General features: G+C 69.9%; 17 protein-coding genes and 1 pseudogene. 5 read left to right on the top strand and 13 right to left on the bottom strand.

The window, feature by feature from the left end:
- Positions 1–532: 532 nt before the first annotated feature.
- The gene (locus ACZ53N_RS26940; RefSeq protein WP_469143383.1) at positions 533–838 is read left to right on the top strand and encodes a hypothetical protein; all 306 of its coding nucleotides are present in this window, start codon (positions 533–535) and stop codon (positions 836–838) included.
- A 165-nt stretch (positions 839–1,003) separates the two neighbouring features.
- On the opposite strand, the gene ACZ53N_RS26945 is transcribed toward ACZ53N_RS26940, so the two are convergent.
- The 13 genes and pseudogenes from ACZ53N_RS26945 to ACZ53N_RS27005 form a co-directional block, all read right to left on the bottom strand.
- Positions 1,004–2,953, bottom strand: coding sequence for a tetratricopeptide repeat protein (locus ACZ53N_RS26945; protein ID WP_469143384.1), 1,950 nt, complete (start codon positions 2,951–2,953; stop codon positions 1,004–1,006).
- Positions 2,954–3,157: 204 nt separating this feature from the next.
- Positions 3,158–3,487, bottom strand: coding sequence for a hypothetical protein (locus tag ACZ53N_RS26950; RefSeq protein ID WP_469143385.1), 330 nt, complete (start codon positions 3,485–3,487; stop codon positions 3,158–3,160).
- Between the two features lie 874 nt (positions 3,488–4,361).
- Positions 4,362–5,147, bottom strand: coding sequence for a glycosyltransferase family 2 protein (locus tag ACZ53N_RS26955; RefSeq protein ID WP_469143386.1), 786 nt, complete (start codon positions 5,145–5,147; stop codon positions 4,362–4,364).
- 73 nt (positions 5,148–5,220) lie between these two features.
- A pseudogene (locus ACZ53N_RS26960) lies at positions 5,221–5,795 on the bottom strand (glycosyltransferase family 2 protein); the annotation flags it as partial.
- 116 nt (positions 5,796–5,911) lie between these two features.
- Complete coding sequence (locus ACZ53N_RS26965; protein WP_469143387.1) at positions 5,912–6,076, bottom strand: hypothetical protein; 165 nt, start codon at positions 6,074–6,076, stop codon at positions 5,912–5,914.
- 555 nt (positions 6,077–6,631) lie between these two features.
- Positions 6,632–8,146 carry an ATP-binding protein gene (locus ACZ53N_RS26970; RefSeq protein ID WP_469143388.1) on the bottom strand — a complete coding sequence of 505 codons (1,515 nt, stop codon included), beginning with the start codon at positions 8,144–8,146 and terminating at the stop codon, positions 6,632–6,634.
- Positions 8,147–8,174: 28 nt separating this feature from the next.
- Positions 8,175–8,642, bottom strand: coding sequence for a DUF6238 family protein (locus ACZ53N_RS26975; protein ID WP_469143389.1), 468 nt, complete (start codon positions 8,640–8,642; stop codon positions 8,175–8,177).
- Positions 8,643–8,669: 27 nt separating this feature from the next.
- Positions 8,670–9,254, bottom strand: coding sequence for a hypothetical protein (locus tag ACZ53N_RS26980; RefSeq protein ID WP_469143390.1), 585 nt, complete (start codon positions 9,252–9,254; stop codon positions 8,670–8,672).
- 26 nt (positions 9,255–9,280) lie between these two features.
- Entirely contained in the window at positions 9,281–10,753 is a 1,473-nt protein-coding gene (locus ACZ53N_RS26985) for an SCO6880 family protein (protein ID WP_469143391.1), read from the bottom strand.
- Between the two features lie 98 nt (positions 10,754–10,851).
- The gene (locus tag ACZ53N_RS26990) at positions 10,852–12,240 is read right to left on the bottom strand and encodes an SCO6881 family protein (RefSeq protein WP_469143392.1); all 1,389 of its coding nucleotides are present in this window, start codon (positions 12,238–12,240) and stop codon (positions 10,852–10,854) included.
- 35 nt (positions 12,241–12,275) lie between these two features.
- Complete coding sequence (locus ACZ53N_RS26995; protein WP_469143393.1) at positions 12,276–12,956, bottom strand: hypothetical protein; 681 nt, start codon at positions 12,954–12,956, stop codon at positions 12,276–12,278.
- On the bottom strand, positions 12,956–13,264 hold the full coding sequence (locus tag ACZ53N_RS27000) for a DUF6112 family protein (RefSeq protein ID WP_469143394.1): 309 nt from the start codon (positions 13,262–13,264) through the stop codon (positions 12,956–12,958). The genes ACZ53N_RS26995 and ACZ53N_RS27000 overlap by 1 nt, the downstream gene beginning before the upstream one ends.
- 137 nt (positions 13,265–13,401) lie before the next feature.
- Positions 13,402–14,538 (bottom strand): C40 family peptidase, encoded by a 1,137-nt coding sequence (locus ACZ53N_RS27005; RefSeq protein ID WP_469143395.1) that lies wholly within the window; start codon positions 14,536–14,538, stop codon positions 13,402–13,404.
- 533 nt (positions 14,539–15,071) lie between these two features.
- On the opposite strand from ACZ53N_RS27005, the gene ACZ53N_RS27010 reads away from it, so the two are divergent.
- The 4 genes from ACZ53N_RS27010 (at position 15,072) to ACZ53N_RS27025 (ending at position 17,718) form a co-directional block, all read left to right on the top strand.
- Positions 15,072–15,827: a DNA-methyltransferase gene (locus ACZ53N_RS27010; protein ID WP_469143396.1), complete on the top strand. Its 756-nt coding sequence runs from the start codon at positions 15,072–15,074 to the stop codon at positions 15,825–15,827.
- Between the two features lie 189 nt (positions 15,828–16,016).
- Positions 16,017–16,637, top strand: coding sequence for a DUF4913 domain-containing protein (locus ACZ53N_RS27015; RefSeq protein ID WP_469143419.1), 621 nt, complete (start codon positions 16,017–16,019; stop codon positions 16,635–16,637).
- Complete coding sequence (locus tag ACZ53N_RS27020; RefSeq protein WP_469143397.1) at positions 16,634–17,113, top strand: hypothetical protein; 480 nt, start codon at positions 16,634–16,636, stop codon at positions 17,111–17,113. Before ACZ53N_RS27015 ends, ACZ53N_RS27020 begins: the two co-directional genes overlap by 4 nt.
- Entirely contained in the window at positions 17,110–17,718 is a 609-nt protein-coding gene (locus ACZ53N_RS27025; protein WP_469143398.1) for a DUF3631 domain-containing protein, read from the top strand. The genes ACZ53N_RS27020 and ACZ53N_RS27025 overlap by 4 nt, the downstream gene beginning before the upstream one ends.
- Positions 17,719–17,907: the final 189 nt, after the last annotated feature.

Here is a 17,907-nt window from a genome sequence, read left to right on the forward strand (position 1 = left end):
CACCAGACGGCCTCTCGCTCCGGCGTCAGGATCCGAGCCGTTTACCAGCCGCCGACTGTCGATCCGGGGCGCCGCCCGCATGCACCTGCCGCCGCGTGGCCGTCTGTCCGAAGCAGGCGGCGGCGTATGCGGGACCGGCAGTACAGCCACCGGTGTAGCGATGTTCTACGGTGTCGGACATGACCGAAGAGCAGACGGACCACGGTCTGGCGTGGATCGGACATCATGCCCATGACGCCAGGGGAACCGTGGACGGGATGCTCGGCAGTATCTCGCTCACCGCTGTACGCAGCACGGATCCGGTCGATTTCCTTGTACGGATGGGGGCAGACCAGGACGTGCTGGAGCGAGGGATCCTGTACAAGGACATCGCTGCGCAGTGGTCAGGGGGCGATTTCAAAGACGGGCAATGCATGTTCGGTACCAGCGGGGAATGGACCTTCCTGCTGGAGGACTTCTTGTGCGCCACGTGGCACCTGGCCTGGATCGAAGAGGTTCAGGACGCCATGCCCCGGCCGGGAGAGGAGCTGGTGTGCGTGACGCTGAACCATCATCAGTCTCCCCGCCCAAGCTGCTGTACTCACCGGGCGGCGGAGAGGTGTGGAGCATGGGGATCGGCGAGGAGAGCCTGCTGGATTACCCCGAGCGCCACGATCCGACGGGCAAGGCCGCCGCGCTGGACGAGGCCCTGCGCAGGGCCGGTGTGGTGTGGCAGGGCGACGACCTGCTTCCCCGCGCCTTCCATGCGGTGGGAGAGCATCTGGGCATCCGTCTTCCCCGCGAAGAGATCGAGGCGGGGCTGCTGCCCGCCGCAGGGCTGCCGGACCCCGCTCAATAGGGATGTGGGGCGGGACACCGGATGTTGTGCCACCCACAGGCGTGTCATGGCTGCGGTTGCCGGTTCACCGGCTGGTTCGGCCGGGGTGTTCCGGTTAGTTGGCGCGCAGGGTGCTACCCGACCTCGGTCCCTTCCCCCGTCGCACCGCGAGCGGCCATTGCCACGTCAGCGCGTCATGTCGACCGCTTCCGCAGCCTCGGCCTGCGCGGACGGGCTGCGCGTGAGTCTCCACCAGCGCCTCTTGTACAGTCCTCGCCAGCTGTGCAGCCGGTGAGCCACCGAGAGGGTGGCCGGATGGTGGGGGCCGAACGTCGCCTGGAAGCCGGCGAGAGAACGCTCCAGCACACTGACGGCCGCCGCCCTGTCGCCCCGGGACCAGTGCCTGCGGGCGAGGTTGACCTGGCCAGCGAGGGTCGCCGGGTGCGCCCAGCCCAACAGCCGTAGACGAACGGCGACAGTGTCCTCCAGCAACGCAACAACGTCGATGGGCTCCGGAGCAGCAGCGGAAGGCCCCGGACGGTCCAGGTCCAGCCTGCTGTCCTGGTAGGGGAAGTCTTCCTGCAGCACGCCGAAGGCGTCCTTGTGACAGTGGTTGAGGAAGCAGACCAAGGCGAGATCGCGCCGAGCAACGAGCGTCAGGGGATGAGCCCGGCCCAACTGCTGTTCGCTGGTGCCGACCAGCCGCTGCCAATAGGGGACGGCCGTGTCCAGGGCCATGTTGCGCCCGGCCCAGCGCAGGACGTAGTGACCGTCGACCTGCCACAGCAGATGCCCTGCGCATCCGTCGAGGCTGTCGATGTTGGTGAGCAGCGCGGCGGTCGTCTCGTGGTCGTTCCAGGGGACCTTGCCGCACACCTCTGTCAAAGCGCCAGCAGCGGTCTTCACTACTTCCGGCACCGCGATATTAGGGGTGCACTCGCGCACGGCGCGAGCAGTCAGGGCGTGCAGCCGCACCGCCCGAAAGCCAGCCTGCGCGTGATCGGTGAGCAGGCCGTAGCGGTGCAGGAGCCGGAGTGCTGCCTGGGCCTGAGTGGGACCGATTGCCGGGGGAGCACCGTCCGTGTGTATGGCGCGCTGGGTGCTGAGGTAGCGGATGACGGCGTCACTGGCCCACAACGAACGGGGGTGTCCGGCCGGGTCCAGGACTGCGGCCAGACGCATGACCGGAACGGCCAAGCCGACGGGCTCGCTTGCCTGTGCGACATCCAACGAAAGCAGGAGAGCTGCGGCCACATGCCGCCCATACCCCTCTGTGTCCGCCTCACGCGGCAAGAGATGGTCCAGTCGTGCGGCACTGTCGTTGAAGCGGCGCAGATACTGCGCACACGGAACGTCCTCGTTGACCATGTAGGCGGCGGCGTGCGACAGCGCCAGCGGCAGGAAGCCCAGCGCCTCGGCCAGCACGACCGCTTGCTCGTCCAGGAGATGGTCCGCATGCGCCGAGCCGAGCCGGTCCTGCAGATAGGCCTCGGCCTCCTCTGCGCTGTAGGTGCCGATGTCCACCACGGCCCGGCCGCCGCCGGACAGTATCGCCTCGTGGCGGCGGGTCGTTGCCACGACGCGGCCGCATCCGAAAGCGGAGGAGGGCGGCCACCACGCCTGCATCGCCTCCGGGTCTGTGAGATCGTCGAGAACGATCAGCCATGAGTGCCGGGTGGTCGCCAGCCACTGCAGGAACAGCCCGGCGTCGGACTCGGCACCCTTCCCGAGAAGACGATCGGCAGCCGCCTCCACGGCGTGCGCGGCATGGGCATAGCGTGCGATGACCTGCTCGATGTCACTGGCGTCGACCCACACCACCAGGTCGACGCCGTTCGCCAACGCCTGATGGGCGTAGGCGGAGGCGAGTTGGGTCTTGCCCACGCCCCCGCCGCCGGACAGAACCTGGGCCAGCACCACCGTGGCATGACCATCCCTGGCACGGTCGATCCGGTCACGCACTGCAGATCGGTCCTGGAACGCGGACGCAAGCACCGGCACCGAGCCCAACCGGATGGGCCAGTGCAATGGCCTGAGCGGTGGCGGAGCGGAGACCATCACCTGGCTGACGTGACCGCTGATGGCCACCGCATGGGCGGCCGAGGCGATCGCGTCGCCCGACCGTTCCACCCGCACGGCCCCTGCACCCGCCGAGGACTGCGGCTCCGGGCCGCGGTAACCGCTCAGCGCGTCACCACCACCCGCGGCGAGGGCATCACCGCTCTCACTGACGCTGGCGGACGGCACCGCTTCGCCCGTGCCCTCCCGGGCACCCGACGCACGCCCCATCCGAAACCGTCTCATCGGCCCTCCCGCCGTCCACCCACAGTCATGGCAGCCCTATCCGGTGTAATCGATGCCGGTACCGGCACTGCTTCCCTGCCCGCGGGCAACCGCATCCCCGCTCTGCTGAACACGAGCCGCTCCGCTGCCGCCAGCGCGACGACGGCGAATGCCGGTATGGGCCCTTCCGCCGCTGCTCGCCTCAGCCCGTCCCGTCCGCGCGGCGATATCCCGTGCTCCGGCGGCCAGCTGGATCCAGGCCCACAGCAAGGCACCCACGCCCGTGGCGGCCTGCACCGAGGCCCCCACCAGTTGCCCTGTGTCCGGCCCGTCGAACAGCCAGAAAGCCGGGGTCGAGACGATCAACAACACGGCAGCAACCGTCACCGCAGCTCTCCGCCCACCTGACATGCTCTGTCCTTCCTCTCACGGCGCCGCCACTGCCTATCGACAGCACCAGCCAACTGGCACGCGAGGTAAGGACGGTCCACGCGCTCACGGCGGTTCCCCTGCTCCCCGACAGACAGGATGCCCTCGGACACGACGGTGGCCCTGGAAGGGTGCCAGCGAAGGGCAACTCGGACTGGGACGGTTCTCCAGACAGTCGAAGATGTCTGATCCGGGTGATGCGCTACCACCGCGGGCGACAGGTTCACCACGTTGAACCGCCAGCTCAGCACCACCTCGGACCTGAGCCCGTACCACCAGCGCTGCCATATCCCCCGAAGCCGCTCGGTGCTGCGGCTGCCCGACTCCGGCTACCCCGTCCTCGATCACGAACCCTCCCGAAGCGCGCTCACCGGCACTGCCCCGGCCGCCGACGTCGGCGGCCCAGGACAGGAACGGGCACAGATTCAATCCCCAGGGTCACGGCGCTTCATGTACCGAGACCCAGTCCGAGTCGGCGCACCGCCCAAACCGGAAGATCGCTAACGGGCGACGGCTGACAGCTACTGCGCGTTACCGCTGCCCGTGATCACGTGGAAATGCTCGAACGGTGCTCATGATCAGACGGAAGTGCTCGCGAGAATGCGGAACCTAGACCGCCTGTAGGTTCCGCGAGTTCATGCGCACTGGTTCCTGCGGAAACGCCGGAATCCGGGCTTCGTGAGCACTACCCATTTCGGCCGATCATGAGCACCAGGACGGTCGCGGAGCCAGGGACCGAGCCCACGGGCTCGACGAACCTGCAGGTCTCGAGATCGACTACTCACCCAACCGCGGAATTGCTCCGACGGTGCTCATGATCACGCGGAATTGCTCACGAAATCGCGGAACCTACACCGCCCTGCTCGGCCTGCAGTTCACGTTCGGCGCGCCCCAGCAACCAGGCGTGACGTCGCGCATCGAACTCGACTTCGTCCCGGTAGGCGTCCTCGGCGCTCCACTGCTGATCATGAACTCGCCGGTGGTACACAACGTCGCTGAGCATGAGACCGGCACTGCGGCCACACACGCCGAGGGCGAACTTGTAATCCTCACCCTTGTGAAGGCCGCCGTGACCCACCGCGCGCGCGAGGCGAGTGTCGGTGAGCAACATGCAGTGGCCGATTGGCGGCTTGCTCGCCATCGGATCCGGCCAGAACGCCCAGACATCGCCGGCCTCGTGGCGCCCCACAGGGGTAGGACACATCCAGGTCCTGAGGCTCCCCGACTCGGCGTGCCAGTCAGCCGACCGACCGGCGACCCAATGCAGCCCCGTGGTGATCGCATGCTCGTTGCGGATGGCCAGCGACGAAGCGGGCAGCCGATCGTCGTCGTCCGCGAAGGCAACACGGGGAGCTCGTACGTAGTTCAAGGCCGTGTTGCGCGCGGGCGCGGGGCCCGGACCCGGCCGTGCGACCACGCTCACTCGCGGGTCCTTGACGATGGCCGGCGGGAGCAAGCCCGGGTCGGCCTGCGGCCCGTTGGGAGCGACGATCCACTCCCAGGTCACGTCTTCCTGGGCAAGGAGGCTCTCATAAAGCTCTTTCAGAAACGGCAGTCGATTCGACCGCAGGCCGGTCGGAGTGATCACAGCAACGGCAGGCTCGTTGAGGGGGTGCATCAGGGTGGGACTCCAGAGCGAAAGCAGCGGGGCGGGAAGGATCAGGCGACTTGGCTGACGCTCAACAGGCAGGACTTGACAGGGAACCTGCATGTTTGCGGTACCGGTAGACCGGCAGGGGGAGGAGGATGCCGGGGGCAAGACTGGTGACGCCGACGGCCGCGACGTAGTCCTCGCCCTGGACGAGACCGCCCATGGGCGCCGCGCGCATTAGCTTGATGCGAGCCAGGATCGTCGTCGGACCGATGGGGATGGTGTCCTGCGGGTCTTTCCAGTACGTCCAGACATCACCAGCGCCGTGCCTTCCGGGCGGCGTCGGGCAGTTCCACAGGGTGGTCGTCCCGTCCGGGTGGAGGTCTTCGCTGTACCCGGCGACCCAGCCCACCTCTTCCGACTTCAGCACCCGCAGCCGGACGGCCATCGCCGTGCCGTGGAACTCATCGTCGTCATCGGCCAGTTGCAGTACGGGGTGCGTACTTCGTTCAGGGCGAGGTTGCGGGCGCACGCGGCTCCGACGGGGTGCGGAAGTGCCAGGGTGCGCACCCGCGGGTCGCGGGCGAGAGATGCGGGCAGCCGAGCAGGGTCGGCACCGTCGATCGCGATCACGGCCTCCCAGGGGACGGACTGCCGGGTGAGGCTGGCGTGCATGGCGGCCAGGTATTCGAGCCGGTCTTCTCGCAGCTGGGTGGCGATGACGACGGTGATCTCGGGGCGTTCGGACACGGGTCGGAAGTTCTCCAGGTGGCGGGTATGGCAGGGGCGAGTCAGCGGCGTACAGAGATCCGGACGACGCTCGTGGTGGTGATCGGCTTGACGGGTGTCGGCGGCTGGGAGGTGCGCGGGGGCATGGTGGCCGGTACGGGGCCACCGGGTGTCCACAGGGCATAGCTGTCGCTGAACCGGGCGCGGGGGTCGGTCCTCCAGTCCACGACGGGTCCGTGGTCCTCGTACTGCGGGATGACCTCGATGCCGTGCGGGCGGAGGATGTACCCCAGTTCAGACCGTCGGTGGAGGCTTCGGTGACGGTCATGCGCTGCGGCGGGGATCCGTCGGGGGTGATGAGGTTGTCCAGCTGGCTGCTGGGGTGGCTCTCGCCCCCGGCCAGGGCTTGGCGCAGCGGGTCGGGGGCACCGTCGAGGAGGTCGGTGCCCAGCTCGGACCAGCCGACGGAGACGCTGTCGATGAGGTGCTGGGACATGGTCTCCAGGTCGCCGGCGAAGCGGTGCTGGTAGGCGGCGAGGAGGAGGGGGAGGTGGTGGCTGGGGTAGCCGTCCCAGTGGATGTAGACGCCGGTGAATCCTGTACTAGTGGGGCGGGCGATGAGAGGGCGCGTGGCCAGGGGGCCTCCGGGATGAGTTGGGGGAGGACGCGGCATCGGTGAGCAGCAGCGGGCAGCGAGGCCGGCGCGCGCGACGCGGAGCGGTGGCTCGGTGATGTGTCGCCGGTGGTCAGCAAGCCGCCGGTTCACCCAGCGAATTCGGTGCTCAGTGCATGCGGGCGTCGGTGTCGAAGAGCCGGCTTTCGTGCGGGTGGAGGAGGTGCTGGACGATGAAAGATCGTCCAGCAACCTTCCACAGGCCGCGGCCTCGGTTGAGGTGAGCGATGGCTTCGGTCTCGACGGAGGTGAGGCCGAGGAGGGCGGCTGCGGCGTGGAGCTGGTCGGTTTCCTGCCGGTAGACGATGCGGGTGGAGCAGTCGGCCAGGAGGCCCTCGGCGAGGGCGCGTCCGCGGGATCCGGCGTCGCCGGCGGTGAGCAGGTCGGACAGGCGGTGGATGACCATGAGGTTGGCGATGCCCAGGCCGCGGGAGAGTTTCCACTGGGACTGCATGCGCTGGAGGAGGCCGGGGTGTCGCATCAGGCGCCAGGCTTCGTCGTAGACGATCCACCGGCGTCCGCCGTTGGGGTCGGTGAGGGCGGATTCCATCCAGGCGGAGGCGCAGGTCATGGCGAGGACGAGGGCGGTGTCGTCGCCGGAGCCGCCCAAGCGGGAGAGGTCGATGGTCAGCATGGGTGAGTTCGGGTCGAACCCTACGGTGCTGGGCGCGTCGAACATGCCGGCGAGGTCGCCGTGGACCATGCGGCGCAGGGCGTGGGCGAGGTCGCGGGCGGCGTCGCCGAGGTGGCCGGACATGCTGCCGCTGGCGACATCGAGGGCGGTGGGGTTGTTGAGGGTGGCGGCGATGTCGCCGAGCAGCGGGGTGCGTCCGGTGGCGGTGGCGTGGTGGACGACGGCGTCGAGGGCGACGTCGAGCGCGGTGTGCTCCATCGGCATCAGGTCCCGTCCGAGGACGGTACGGGCCAGCGAGCCGAGGAGCAGCAGGCGCCGTTTGCGGATCTCGCTCGCCCAGTCGGCCTCGGAGACGCTGTTCGGCCGGGGAGCGGCGTCGAGGGGGTTGAGCTTGCCCGGCAGGCCGGGCCCGAGGGCGATGGAGGTGCCGCCGAGAGCGTTCGCCACGGGCGTCCACTCGCCCTTCGGGTCGCACGGGACGTAGACGCGGTAGCCGAAGGCGACCGACCGCAGTGCGAAGGACTTCGCCAGGGCGCTCTTGCCTTGCCCGATCACGCCGGCCAACAGCACATTCGGATTGGTGAAGCCTTCGATCTTGCCGTAGAGGGCGAACGGGTCGAAACAGAAACTCGCTTCGGCGTGGACGTCGCGGCCGATGTAGATGCCCTCGGCGCCGAGGCCGCCTTCGGCGAGGAAGGGGTAGGCGCCGCTCGCGGTGGCGGTGGTCATCCGGTGGGCGGGCAGTTTGAGCCTGTTGCCCCGGGCCGAGGCGGGCCCCGGTCTTCCGCGGAGCGGGTAGAGGGGAGCGGGTGCTTCCTGCTCGGTGGGTTCCTGCCCGTGCGGATGGGCGGCAGCTTCGGCGCGGGCCTTGGCAGCGGCCTCGGCGAGCTGGCGCCGGGCGGCTTTGCGGGCGGCGCGGTCGGTGCCGTGCGGGGTGAACAGGGGAGAGGCCGAGGCGCGGCGGGCGCGGCGGGCGGGCCGGTGGGTCATCGGTCGTGCTCGATTCGGCGGTGCCCGCTCATGCGGCGTGTTCGACGGTGTGGCCGGGGAGCGGGGTGTTGAGATCGGTAGGGGTGGTCCTGCGGCGGATGGCGTGCCCGGCGCCGAGGTGGCGCTGGCAGATGGTCAGCACCGGCGGTCCTTCCGGCAGTCGCTCGGGCCGGCACTCGGGGCCTGCGGTGCCGTTGGGTGCTGGGGGGAGGAGGTGGAAGGCGTCGTGCACGGCGGCGGTGGCCTGCCACAGCCGGGCGTGTGCCGTGGCAAGGTGCCGGCCTGCGGCCGGGAGCGGGGGCCGGGTTGCGCCGGCGAGGTGGTCGAGCAGCTGGTGCAGCGCGGTGAGGTGCGCGTGCAGCACGTCGAGCTGGACGCGGTCGGCGGCCGTGGCCGGGGCTCTTTGGGCCACAGTGTGGGTGTGGTGGCGGATGCCGGCGGTGGCGGCGCGGAGATAAGGGTGCGACTCGGCGGTTGCAGAGGGGGAGGAAGACATGGGGCCTTGCTGCTGTGGGGAAAGGGGTCAGCGGTGGCGGTGACGCGCGGCGTTCACCGGGGTGGGCGAGGGGCATCCGGGCAGAGGCGTGATCCGCGAGCGGGCTGCGGCAAGGCGTTGCTGCTCGGACCGAAGATCGATGTACGGATCAGGTGTCGGCAGGCCGGGGCGGCTCCGGTCGGGACGGAATTGGACGACCGGCGCAGCCCCCGGGCTGTTGTGCGGAATTTGGTCCGTGCGCCACTCCTGGAAGGAGGGGAGCTGCTCGAGAGCATGGCGGGCGGAGTTGAGGTCGGTGCCCAGAACGGCGAACTGCGAGGGGCTTTCCCCGTCGATGCTTTCCAGCCCGCTGTAGGTGAGAGTGAAGGTGCGAGGTGGCAGCGGCCCGACAAGGCGGGTGAGCTGGTCGACGAGTGTGTCGAGGTGCTCGCTGGACTCGATGGCCGCGGTGAACCGGGCTTCGTCGTATTCGGCGTAGCGGTCTTCCACTACATTGCCGTCGGAGTCGCGGTAGCGGTCGAGCTCTTCCTTGTGCTTGGCGGCAAGGTCCTGGTAGTCGGCCAGAAGCTCCCGAAGCCTGTCAATCAGGTCAGTGGGGCTGGTTGTTGTCACGAGCGCATCCCAGGGTGGGTGTAGGGCTACAGGGCGGTGCGGGCCAGGGGCAGGGCGCCGAGGGTCAGGGCGTCGGGTTGCTGGTAGTTCAGTCGGCGCAGGTCGACTTGGGCGGTGACGGCGGCGGTTTCGATCTGGGCGCAGGCGGCGTCGAGGAGGGCGTCGGTTTCCGCGCTGACGGTGAGCAGGCCGGTCAGGGCGACGTCGGCGTGGCCGGCGATGAGCTGGCGTTCGCGGACCTTGACGTCGGCGTACTCGATGGAATCGGCTTCGTTGTCGACCTGGCCGCGGCGGGCGCGCTCGTTGGCGTCGGCGATGATGGCGGCCTTCTTGCGCTGCACGTCGCGCAGGGCGGACTCCAGCCCCTGGGGCTTGTATATAAGGGAGAGGCTGCGGCGGACGCCGGCGGTGAACATCAGCCCGTGCAGGAAGCCCGGCGAGGTTTCGGTGCGGGGCCAGTCCTCGATCCAGTAGGTGGCGTGGCGGGCGGAGTCGGTGATCACCCGGTCGGACTCCTCGACCTGGACCACGGGGCCTGCGGCTGCCGGGTCGGCTTCGGCCCGTCCGGTGTCGGACCACTGCTGCAGGGCAGAGAGCGCCTTGGGGTCGTAGGCGGTGCGGATGACGGCGGCGATCTCGCGCGCGGTGAGCCAGCCGGTCACCATCAGCCCGGCGTTGCGGGCGGCCTGCGCGACGGAGGCGGTGGTCTGCTCCATCACTGTGAACGCCCCGGGCAATCCTCCGCCTGCCTGGCTGATCAGCCGTTTGGCGGCCTTCATATCCAGCGAGATCGCCAGGTACGCCTCGTGCGGGGCGGCGGCCGGTCCCGCGGAGGCGACGAGGTCGGCATACACCTGTCCGGCGACGGGCGTCTGGGGCCGGCCCTGCTGGGCCCAGTGGCGGGCGAGGGTGTCGCCGGAGTCGGGCACGGTGCGCTCCAGGACCTGCACGGTGGCGACGTGGCCGGTGCGGGCGATGCCGGCCAGGGCGCGTCCCCACGCGGCGACGTTGTGGTTCTGGGTGGCGGGGTCCAGCAGGGCGAAGGCGCGGGAGGAGACGCGGGCGACGGCGGTCAGGGTCTGGTGGTGTGGGTCGTGTACTGCGGCGGCGCCGTTCGCCGAGTCGCCGGGGGTGACCACCCGCAGCGAGGCGGTGGTGCCCGGCAGGTGCAGCAGGCCGTCCTGGCGGGGGCGGGAGACCGGCCGGGCCAGCCACAGCGTCTGCCCGGTACGCCGGCGATGGGCGTAGCGCGTGACTATCGGGGCCCAGTCGATCAGCGACCGGCCGCCTCGGCGGATGGTGACCAGGGACGCGCTCGTCACCCACAGCGGGGCGAGCACGACGGCGCCGACCAGGCCGGTGCTCACCACGGTGATCAGCAGCAGCGCGAGGGTGCACGAGACGAGGACGAGCTGGGGCAGGGACAGGCCGAGCAGGACCCCCCGTCGGGACCGGTGGGGGAATTTGACCGTCAGGGGGGCGACGGAGAGATCAGACATGAGCTGTTCCGGGAGGGTGCGCGGGGCGGGGCCGGGGGTGGGACGCACCGGCTGAGTGGTCGGTGCGTCCCGCCCCTGACGTTGGGCGGGGCGGAGGATCAGATGCCGGTGGGCGGCGGCGTCGGGGAGACGGGCCCGTTCACCGCGTCCCCCGTGGACGAGGCTGGCGGGGCGCCTTGCGGCGGGGGCGTGGCGCCGGTCGGCGGTGCGGACATCCATCCGCCACCCTGTCCAGACGCGGCCGCGGACCCTGATCCGCCGTTGCCGCCGCCTCCGCCCTGGCCGGGGCCGCCACCGAACTGGCCGCTGGTGTCATCCGTCGGGCGGGTCGGCGGAGGCTGGACAGCCTGCTTCAGGCCGTTCTTCACCCCGCCGCCTCCGGAGGACTCGCCGCCGCCCTGGCCGCCGCTGCTGGTGGGGGCGATGTCGCCGGGGAAGCCGCCGGGAATCGCGTCGGGACCTTGCGGTGCCGCGGCGCCGGCGGCACCTGCTCCGGCAGCGGCGCCACCGGTTCCGGCCGCTGCGGCGGCCTGGGCGCCCTTGCGGGCGGCTCGTTCGGTGTGCTGCTTGGCCATCTGGGCACCGGCTCCGCCGGCGCGGTGGATGTCCTCGCCGTTGGTGCCTTCCGATGCCCAGTGGACGAACTTGAAGGTCGCGTACGGGCAGAGCAGGACGAGGATCATGATGACGATGCCGGACATGACGTCGGCGAGTGCGCCGAGACCGTCCTTGGAATCCGCCTTGCCCATGGCGGAAATGCCCAGGAGGAAGATCACGGTCATCAACAGCTTGCTGCAGACCAGTGTGGCGGTGGCTTCGATCCAGCCCCGTCTCCAGCGGCGGGCGACTTCCCAGCCGCCGCCCGCTCCGGCGAACACGGCGAGGGTGACCATGACGAGGATGCCGACCTTGCGGACCATCATCACGCACCAGTACAGGAACGCCCCGATGGCGGCGCCGATGCCGCAGAAGGCGCACACCAGCCAGCCCAGCGGGCCCAGGGCGCCGAGCTGGGACACCTTGACCATGCGCCGCACGGCGTCGGACAGCGAGGATTCGGCGGCCTTGAACAGGCCGTCGGACAGCGCGTCGACGACTTCGATGGCCACGGTGGTGGCGGCGATGGCGGAGAAGGCGAACAGGACGCCGGACATGGTGCCGGTGAACGCCTGACCGAGGGCTTGGCCGTCGCGTTTGACCGCGGCTCGGATGAGCTGGGCGCAGAAGGTGGCGACGAGCAGCACGAGGCCGATGGGCAAGATCAGTTCGTAGTTGCTGCGGAACCAGCCGGCACCCAAATCGACCTGGGTGGTCTTGTTGACGGCTTCAGCGGCGAGATCGGCCGCCGCGGCGGCCAGCTGGCCGGTGCTCTTGGCGATCCAGTTGCCGATGCCTTCGGTGATCGCTTTGCCCGGGTCGGACGCGAAGTCGATGGCATCGGCGGCGGCGCAGACCTTGCCCGCGATGGGGATGGAACAGAAGTCCACTGAAACGTTTCCTCCTTTCTTGGGTCAGTGGCCCGTCACGGGGCGACGCGGTGTGCGATGGAGACCAGGGAGCAGTCACGGGAGGGGCGGCACTGCACGGCAAGGGTGACCGAGCGGTCCTCGGCTCCGCCGCCGCCCTGCTTCCAGGTGATCTGCTGCTTGCCGGTGACGGTGACGGCGTAGATATACGCCTCGGTGATCGCGGACGGGCTGTCGGCCAGGGCCTGCTTGAACGCCGACGGGAAGTGCGCCTCGGTGATCTTCACGGTGGCGTACTGGGCATTGTCGGCCATCCGTGACCACAGCACCGGGTCGGGCACCTGGGCGGAGATGGAGGTCCAGTCGGTGTACTTGGTCTCCTTGGTCATCCACGCGGCCATTCCGGCCAGTTGCTGGTCGCGGTTGGTGGTGCGGGTGTCGTAGGACCACAGCATCACCGCGGCGGCCTTGGCGTAGGCGAGCGGGTCGGACAGCTGCGGAGGCTTGGGCACCGAGCCCGTCCCCGGGGTCGTCTTCGGCACGGACTGTGACGCCGACGTGCTGCTGGGGGAGGGGGCGGCGGTGTCGTCGTGGTCCTGGCCGCCGCTGCCGGTGGCCCACGCGGCCAGGCCCGCGACGGCGAGCAGGACGCTCAGCACGAGGACACCGGCGAGGACGCGGGCCTTGGCCGACCAGGTGGTGCCGTAGCTGGAGAGGGATGAAGGGAAGCGCGGCATCAGTGGACCTGCGTCCCCAGCGCGGAGAAGAAGGCGACGATGCCGTTCGCGGCGCCGAGGCCGAGGGCGGCGCCGGCCGCGACGACCGTGCCCTTCTTGCCGTTGGCCTCGGCCTGGTGGCCGCCGGTGTGGTGGCCCCAGGCCCACACGCCGAGCGAGACGGCCAGCGCGCCGACCACGGCGACGATGCCGAAGAGGTTGATCGAGCTGACCACGTTCTTCAGCACCGACAGGCCGGGCAGGCCGCCCTCCTTGGGCGTGACACCTGGGTCGTAGGCGAGGGTGATGACGCGGTCTGCGAGAGACATGGGTATGGCGGAACTCCTTGCAGACGCGGGCAGGCGGGAGCCCGCGGTGAGGGGGAGAAGCGGAGGGGATGGCGGCAGCCGGGAGGGCGCCGGGCGCCGGGCGCCGGTGCGCGGCCGGGCGGTGGCGGGAGGGGCGTTCAGATGACCCGGCGGGCGGCGAGGATGTCCCAGCCCTTGACCGGCTGGATCCGCACCGGCCGGGTCGTGCGCGGCGCTTCGATCACAAGACCGGCGCCCATGTACATCCCCACGTGCTCGGGGACGGCGGCGGTGCCGCGGGTGAACAGCAGGTCACCGGGCTGCAGGCTCTTGGGCGAGACGGACTTGCCCTCGTTGACCTGGGTGTAGGTCGTGCGGCTGAGCTGGACGCCGGCATGGGCGTACGCCTGCTGCATCAGCGAGCTGCAGTCACACCGCCCCATCGGGTCCGGGCCGTGCGGGTTGGTGCACTCGCCGCCCCACTGGTACATGGTGCCGAGCTGGTGCATCGCCCACTCGATGGCCTTGCGCGCCTTGGGGTTGGCGTCCTTGGGAACCGAGTAGCCCTTGGGTACGGCCCCTTCGGGGATCGGTCCGTACCCGGATCCGTCCTCGCCGGGCTTGCACCCTCCGCCGGCGGGCGGGGCCGGCGTGTCCTTGCTGTTCTTGGTGTCGGCGGCGTTCTTGCCGCCGTTCGGGAGCGTTTTGACGATGGCCTGCTGCAGGGCGCGGGCCAGCGGCTCCCACTGCGCGTACGCGTCGGGAAGCCCGGACGCCTGGACGGCCTGCGCGGCCTGGGTGACGGTCATCTGCTGCCACCCGTGCACCTCGAGCAACGCCTTGTAGAACTTCGTCGAGGCGTAAACGGGGTCGCGGATCTGCTGGGGGGTGCCCCATCCCTGGCTGGGGCGCTGCTGGAATATCCCGAGCGAATCGCGGTCGCCGTAGTTCAAGTTGCGGATCCGCGATTCCTGCGTGGCAGTGGCGAGCGCGACGATCTGTCCGCGCTCGGGCACCTTCAAGGAGAGGCCGGTGGCCACGATGGTCTTGGCGTTCGGGATCTGCTCGGCGGGCAGCTCCAGGCCCTCGACGTGGACATCCTTCTTCGAGCCCTTGCCGCCGAGGATGGAGGCGACCTGCTTGGCGACGGCGTCGGTGTCGACGTCAGCGCCGGTAGTGCAGCTCGCGGCCTGGGATTGAGCACCGCCGGAGCCGGCCGCGGCGGTCGCCGCGGCGCCGGCGATCAGGAGAGGGGAGAGGCAGACGACGCCGAGGACGGCGACTATGCCCTTCAACCCGCTCCGCCTCCCGGAAGGCGCTGGGAACGCGGCGGCCGTTCAGGCAGCAGAGGGAAGCGGTGGATCACTGTGATTCCTTCGAAGTGAGGCCCGGCCGCGCACGCGTGGAAAAGGTGGAAAGGGTTCGGAGGCCGGGGTGGTGGGTGAACCGAGGCCGGCAGACGGGGCGCGAGTGGCAGCTCGACGCCCGGGCCAGCGGGCAGGTCAAGTGGGCCGGGACAGGGTGAACCTCCGTGAGGGCACGAGAGAGGGAAGGAGGCGCCAACGGCGGTGTGCGCCTGGCGGTTCCAAAACAGTAAGCGGCGATTCCCGGTTGGCGAAAAAGCCGGGCGGTCAAAGCCCGAGCCCGGCACTTACGGCTGGCGGTACCGCTCAACCGGGGATCGTGGCCTACAATTTTGGCACTCTCCCCCTCGCACCCCGCCACTTCGGCTCGTGGGCTTCCCTATGCCCGCATGCATACGCGGGGATCATGCGAGGGCCTGAGCGGCCTTCTCTCTCATCTCCCGGACCCGGATTGGGGATTCCCTTTGCCTTTTTCTCTTCACCAGGGCGACGCGCTGAGCGTGCTGTCCAGCCTGCCGGACAACTGCGTCGACTCCGTCATCACCGACCCGCCCTACAACTCCGGTGGCCGGACAGCGAAGGAGCGCACGAGTCGAACCGCGCGGCAGAAGTACACCTCCGCCGATGCAGGCCACCAGTTGCCGGACTTCACGGGCGAGAATATGGACCAGCGCAGTTACGGCTTCTGGCTCACGCAGATCATGACCGAGGCCCATCGCCTGACCAGGACCGGCGGTACCGCGCTGCTGTTCACCGACTGGCGGCAGCTGCCCATCACCACGGACGCCATCCAGGCCGCCGGCTGGCTGTGGCGTGGGGTGCTGACCTGGCACAAGCCGCAGGCCAGGCCGCAGAAGGGACGCTTCACGCAGAACTGCGAATTCATCGTCTGGGCCTCGAACGGCCCGATTGACGGCTCGGCCAACCCCGTATACCTGCCTGGCCTGTACAGCGCCTCGCAGCCCTCGGGGAAGAACCGGCAGCACATCACGCAAAAGCCCGTGGAGGTGATGCGCGAGCTCGTACAGATCGCTCCGCTGGGCGGCACCGTCCTCGACTTCTGCGCCGGCTCCGGATCGACGGGAGTCGCCGCCCTACTTGAGGGCCGGGACTTCATCGGCATCGAGAAGACCAAGCACTACGCCGGAATCGCCGCCGACCGGCTCACCGACACCCTGCGCCAGACCCTCACCCAGGACGACGTCGCACTCTCCGCCTGAACCGCTGTCCGGCGTACGGAACGTGGAAGCGGCTGTCGTGCCGTGCGCCGGCGCTTTATAGCAGGCATTCCCCGGTTAGCGAAACCGGGGAATGCCCGGATGGTTGGAGCCGCACTTCACTACTTATGGCCGCGGCTGCAAGGAGATCCATTCGTGCCTGAATCCGTCGACCCCCGTGACGAGGGGGAAATGGAGCCGATCCGGCTCCCGGACTCCAACCTGGAAAGCATCGAGGCCAGCGTCCGCCGGCTGATGGAACAGTCAGCCGAGCAGGCCCGGCAGCTCGACCACCTGGCCGCTGCCCCCGACCCGTCCCCCTCGCCGTTTCCCGCCTTCGGCATGCCGGGTCTGCCCGGCATGCCCCCGCTGCCCACCGCACCGCCGGAGCCCCGGCCGATCCTGGAGCTGGAGGGCGAGGAGTACGAGAACGAGCTGGACACCCTCTCCGACTGGGTGGACGACTTCCTGATGCCCACCTACGGCGCCGAGGTCACCACCGCCTCCCCGTGGTGCCAGCAGTGGCAGGAGCACGACGACGTGGTCGCCTGGCTGCACGCCCTGTGGATGGCCTACCAGCAGCACAAGGACCCCGAAGCAGGCCCCTCGGGGCCGTTCGTGTGGCACCGCGACTTCCTCACCCACGCCATGACGACCGTCCGGGCACCGGGCGGACCGCTCTCGGCGTGCATGACCGACCCCGACCGGCCCGCCCACCGCCTGCTCCCCGGCCCGAAGCCCTCACTCCGCTCGGTACGCGCCGACTCCGAGGAACCGGAGGAGAACACAGACGCGGCCGAGGCCGGCTCATGACGGACCAGCCGGCTTTCGGCCTGAGCTTCGACCCCCGCGCGCTCACCGACTTGCTCCAGGCCCCCAGCGACATCCGCGACCTCGCCCTCGCCCAGCTCCAGGACGTCGTCAACGCGCGGATGTTCGGCGGCAAGCTGGCCGGCGACCTGGAGGGCTACCGGAAGGTCTACGTCGACTCGCGCAACGCCTGGCGCATCGTCTACGCGCAGCGCCCGGCCCCCGCCGGTTCTGCCCACCGCAAGGAGATCCACGTCGTCGCGGTACGGCAGCGCGCCGAATTCGACGTCTATGACACCGCCCGGGCCCGCCTGGGCATCACCCGGGGCCCCATGAGCACGCGCACCCACGCCGCCCGCGCCCGCTCCCCGCAGATGGGCACCCACCGGCCCACCCCGAAACCGGGCCCGCCGTACGCGATGCCCGGCCTGCCCCAACCCGCGAACACACCCACCCTGTCGAAAGGTCCTCTCCGTTGACGACGTCCCCCGCCCTCCTCGAAGCGCTCGTCAGCCGCCTGCTGGAGGACGAACCGCTCCAGGAGAACCCGCACCACCGATGGCTGCTGGATACCTTCTTCACCATCCAGCTCCTCGACGAGCACATCCTCGACATCGTGGACAGCGGCACGCGCGCTGGAGCTTGCCCCTTCGATGACCTGGTGGACCTCACGGCCCTGCTCCTCGCCCGGCTGCACGCCGGAGACGAGCTGCGAGCGCTCCTGTCGTCAGCCTGCTGCTGCACCCGCGCAACAGCAGACGGCGCACCCAGGGACGCCACCGATGCCCCGGACCCGGGCCGGGCCGAGCCGTCGGACTGCATCGTCGACGCGTGCTTGAAGGTCTTCGGCGACCGTGGCGACCCGGACGCCATGGCCTCCACCGACCTCGTCGCCGCACTGCGGAGTCTTCCCGGAGTCGCCGAGGACCGCTGGCGCTACGCCGATCTCACCCCGGCGCGCCTGGCCAGGCTCCTGTCCCGGTACGAGGTCTCCCCCCGCGACATCACCCTCCCCGACGGCCGCCGCCGTAAGTCCTACCGGCGTGCAGCCCTCCAGACTGCTTTGCGGGACCGCCGCTGCTGAACCACCCCGCCGTTCATCTCACCCGGCCTGTACGGGCGGCGGACTGGCACCTGGTCGACGACCTGCACCGGCGCTGCTCACCGGAGAACCTTCTGCGCCGATGGGGCCGTACCCGCGTCACTCGCCGCCATCTCGAACGCCTGCTGGAGCACAGCACCTGCTGGATCAGCCAGGAAACCCGCCCTCCAG

This window comes from Streptomyces sp. NPDC033229, assembly GCF_055576875.1.

Coding starts and splice junctions, on each gene's coding strand:
- ACZ53N_RS26995 (WP_469143393.1), bottom strand. CDS start 12,956: ATGCCGCGCTTCCCTTCATCCCTCTCCAGCTACGGCACCACCTGGTCG.
- ACZ53N_RS26955 (WP_469143386.1), bottom strand. CDS start 5,147: ATGCACCCCCTCAACGAGCCTGCCGTTGCTGTGATCACTCCGACCGGC.
- ACZ53N_RS27000 (WP_469143394.1), bottom strand. CDS start 13,264: ATGTCTCTCGCAGACCGCGTCATCACCCTCGCCTACGACCCAGGTGTC.
- ACZ53N_RS26970 (WP_469143388.1), bottom strand. CDS start 8,146: ATGACCCACCGGCCCGCCCGCCGCGCCCGCCGCGCCTCGGCCTCTCCC.
- ACZ53N_RS27015 (WP_469143419.1), top strand. CDS start 16,017: ATGGAGCCGATCCGGCTCCCGGACTCCAACCTGGAAAGCATCGAGGCC.
- ACZ53N_RS27020 (WP_469143397.1), top strand. CDS start 16,634: ATGACGGACCAGCCGGCTTTCGGCCTGAGCTTCGACCCCCGCGCGCTC.
- ACZ53N_RS26975 (WP_469143389.1), bottom strand. CDS start 8,642: ATGTCTTCCTCCCCCTCTGCAACCGCCGAGTCGCACCCTTATCTCCGC.
- ACZ53N_RS26985 (WP_469143391.1), bottom strand. CDS start 10,753: ATGTCTGATCTCTCCGTCGCCCCCCTGACGGTCAAATTCCCCCACCGG.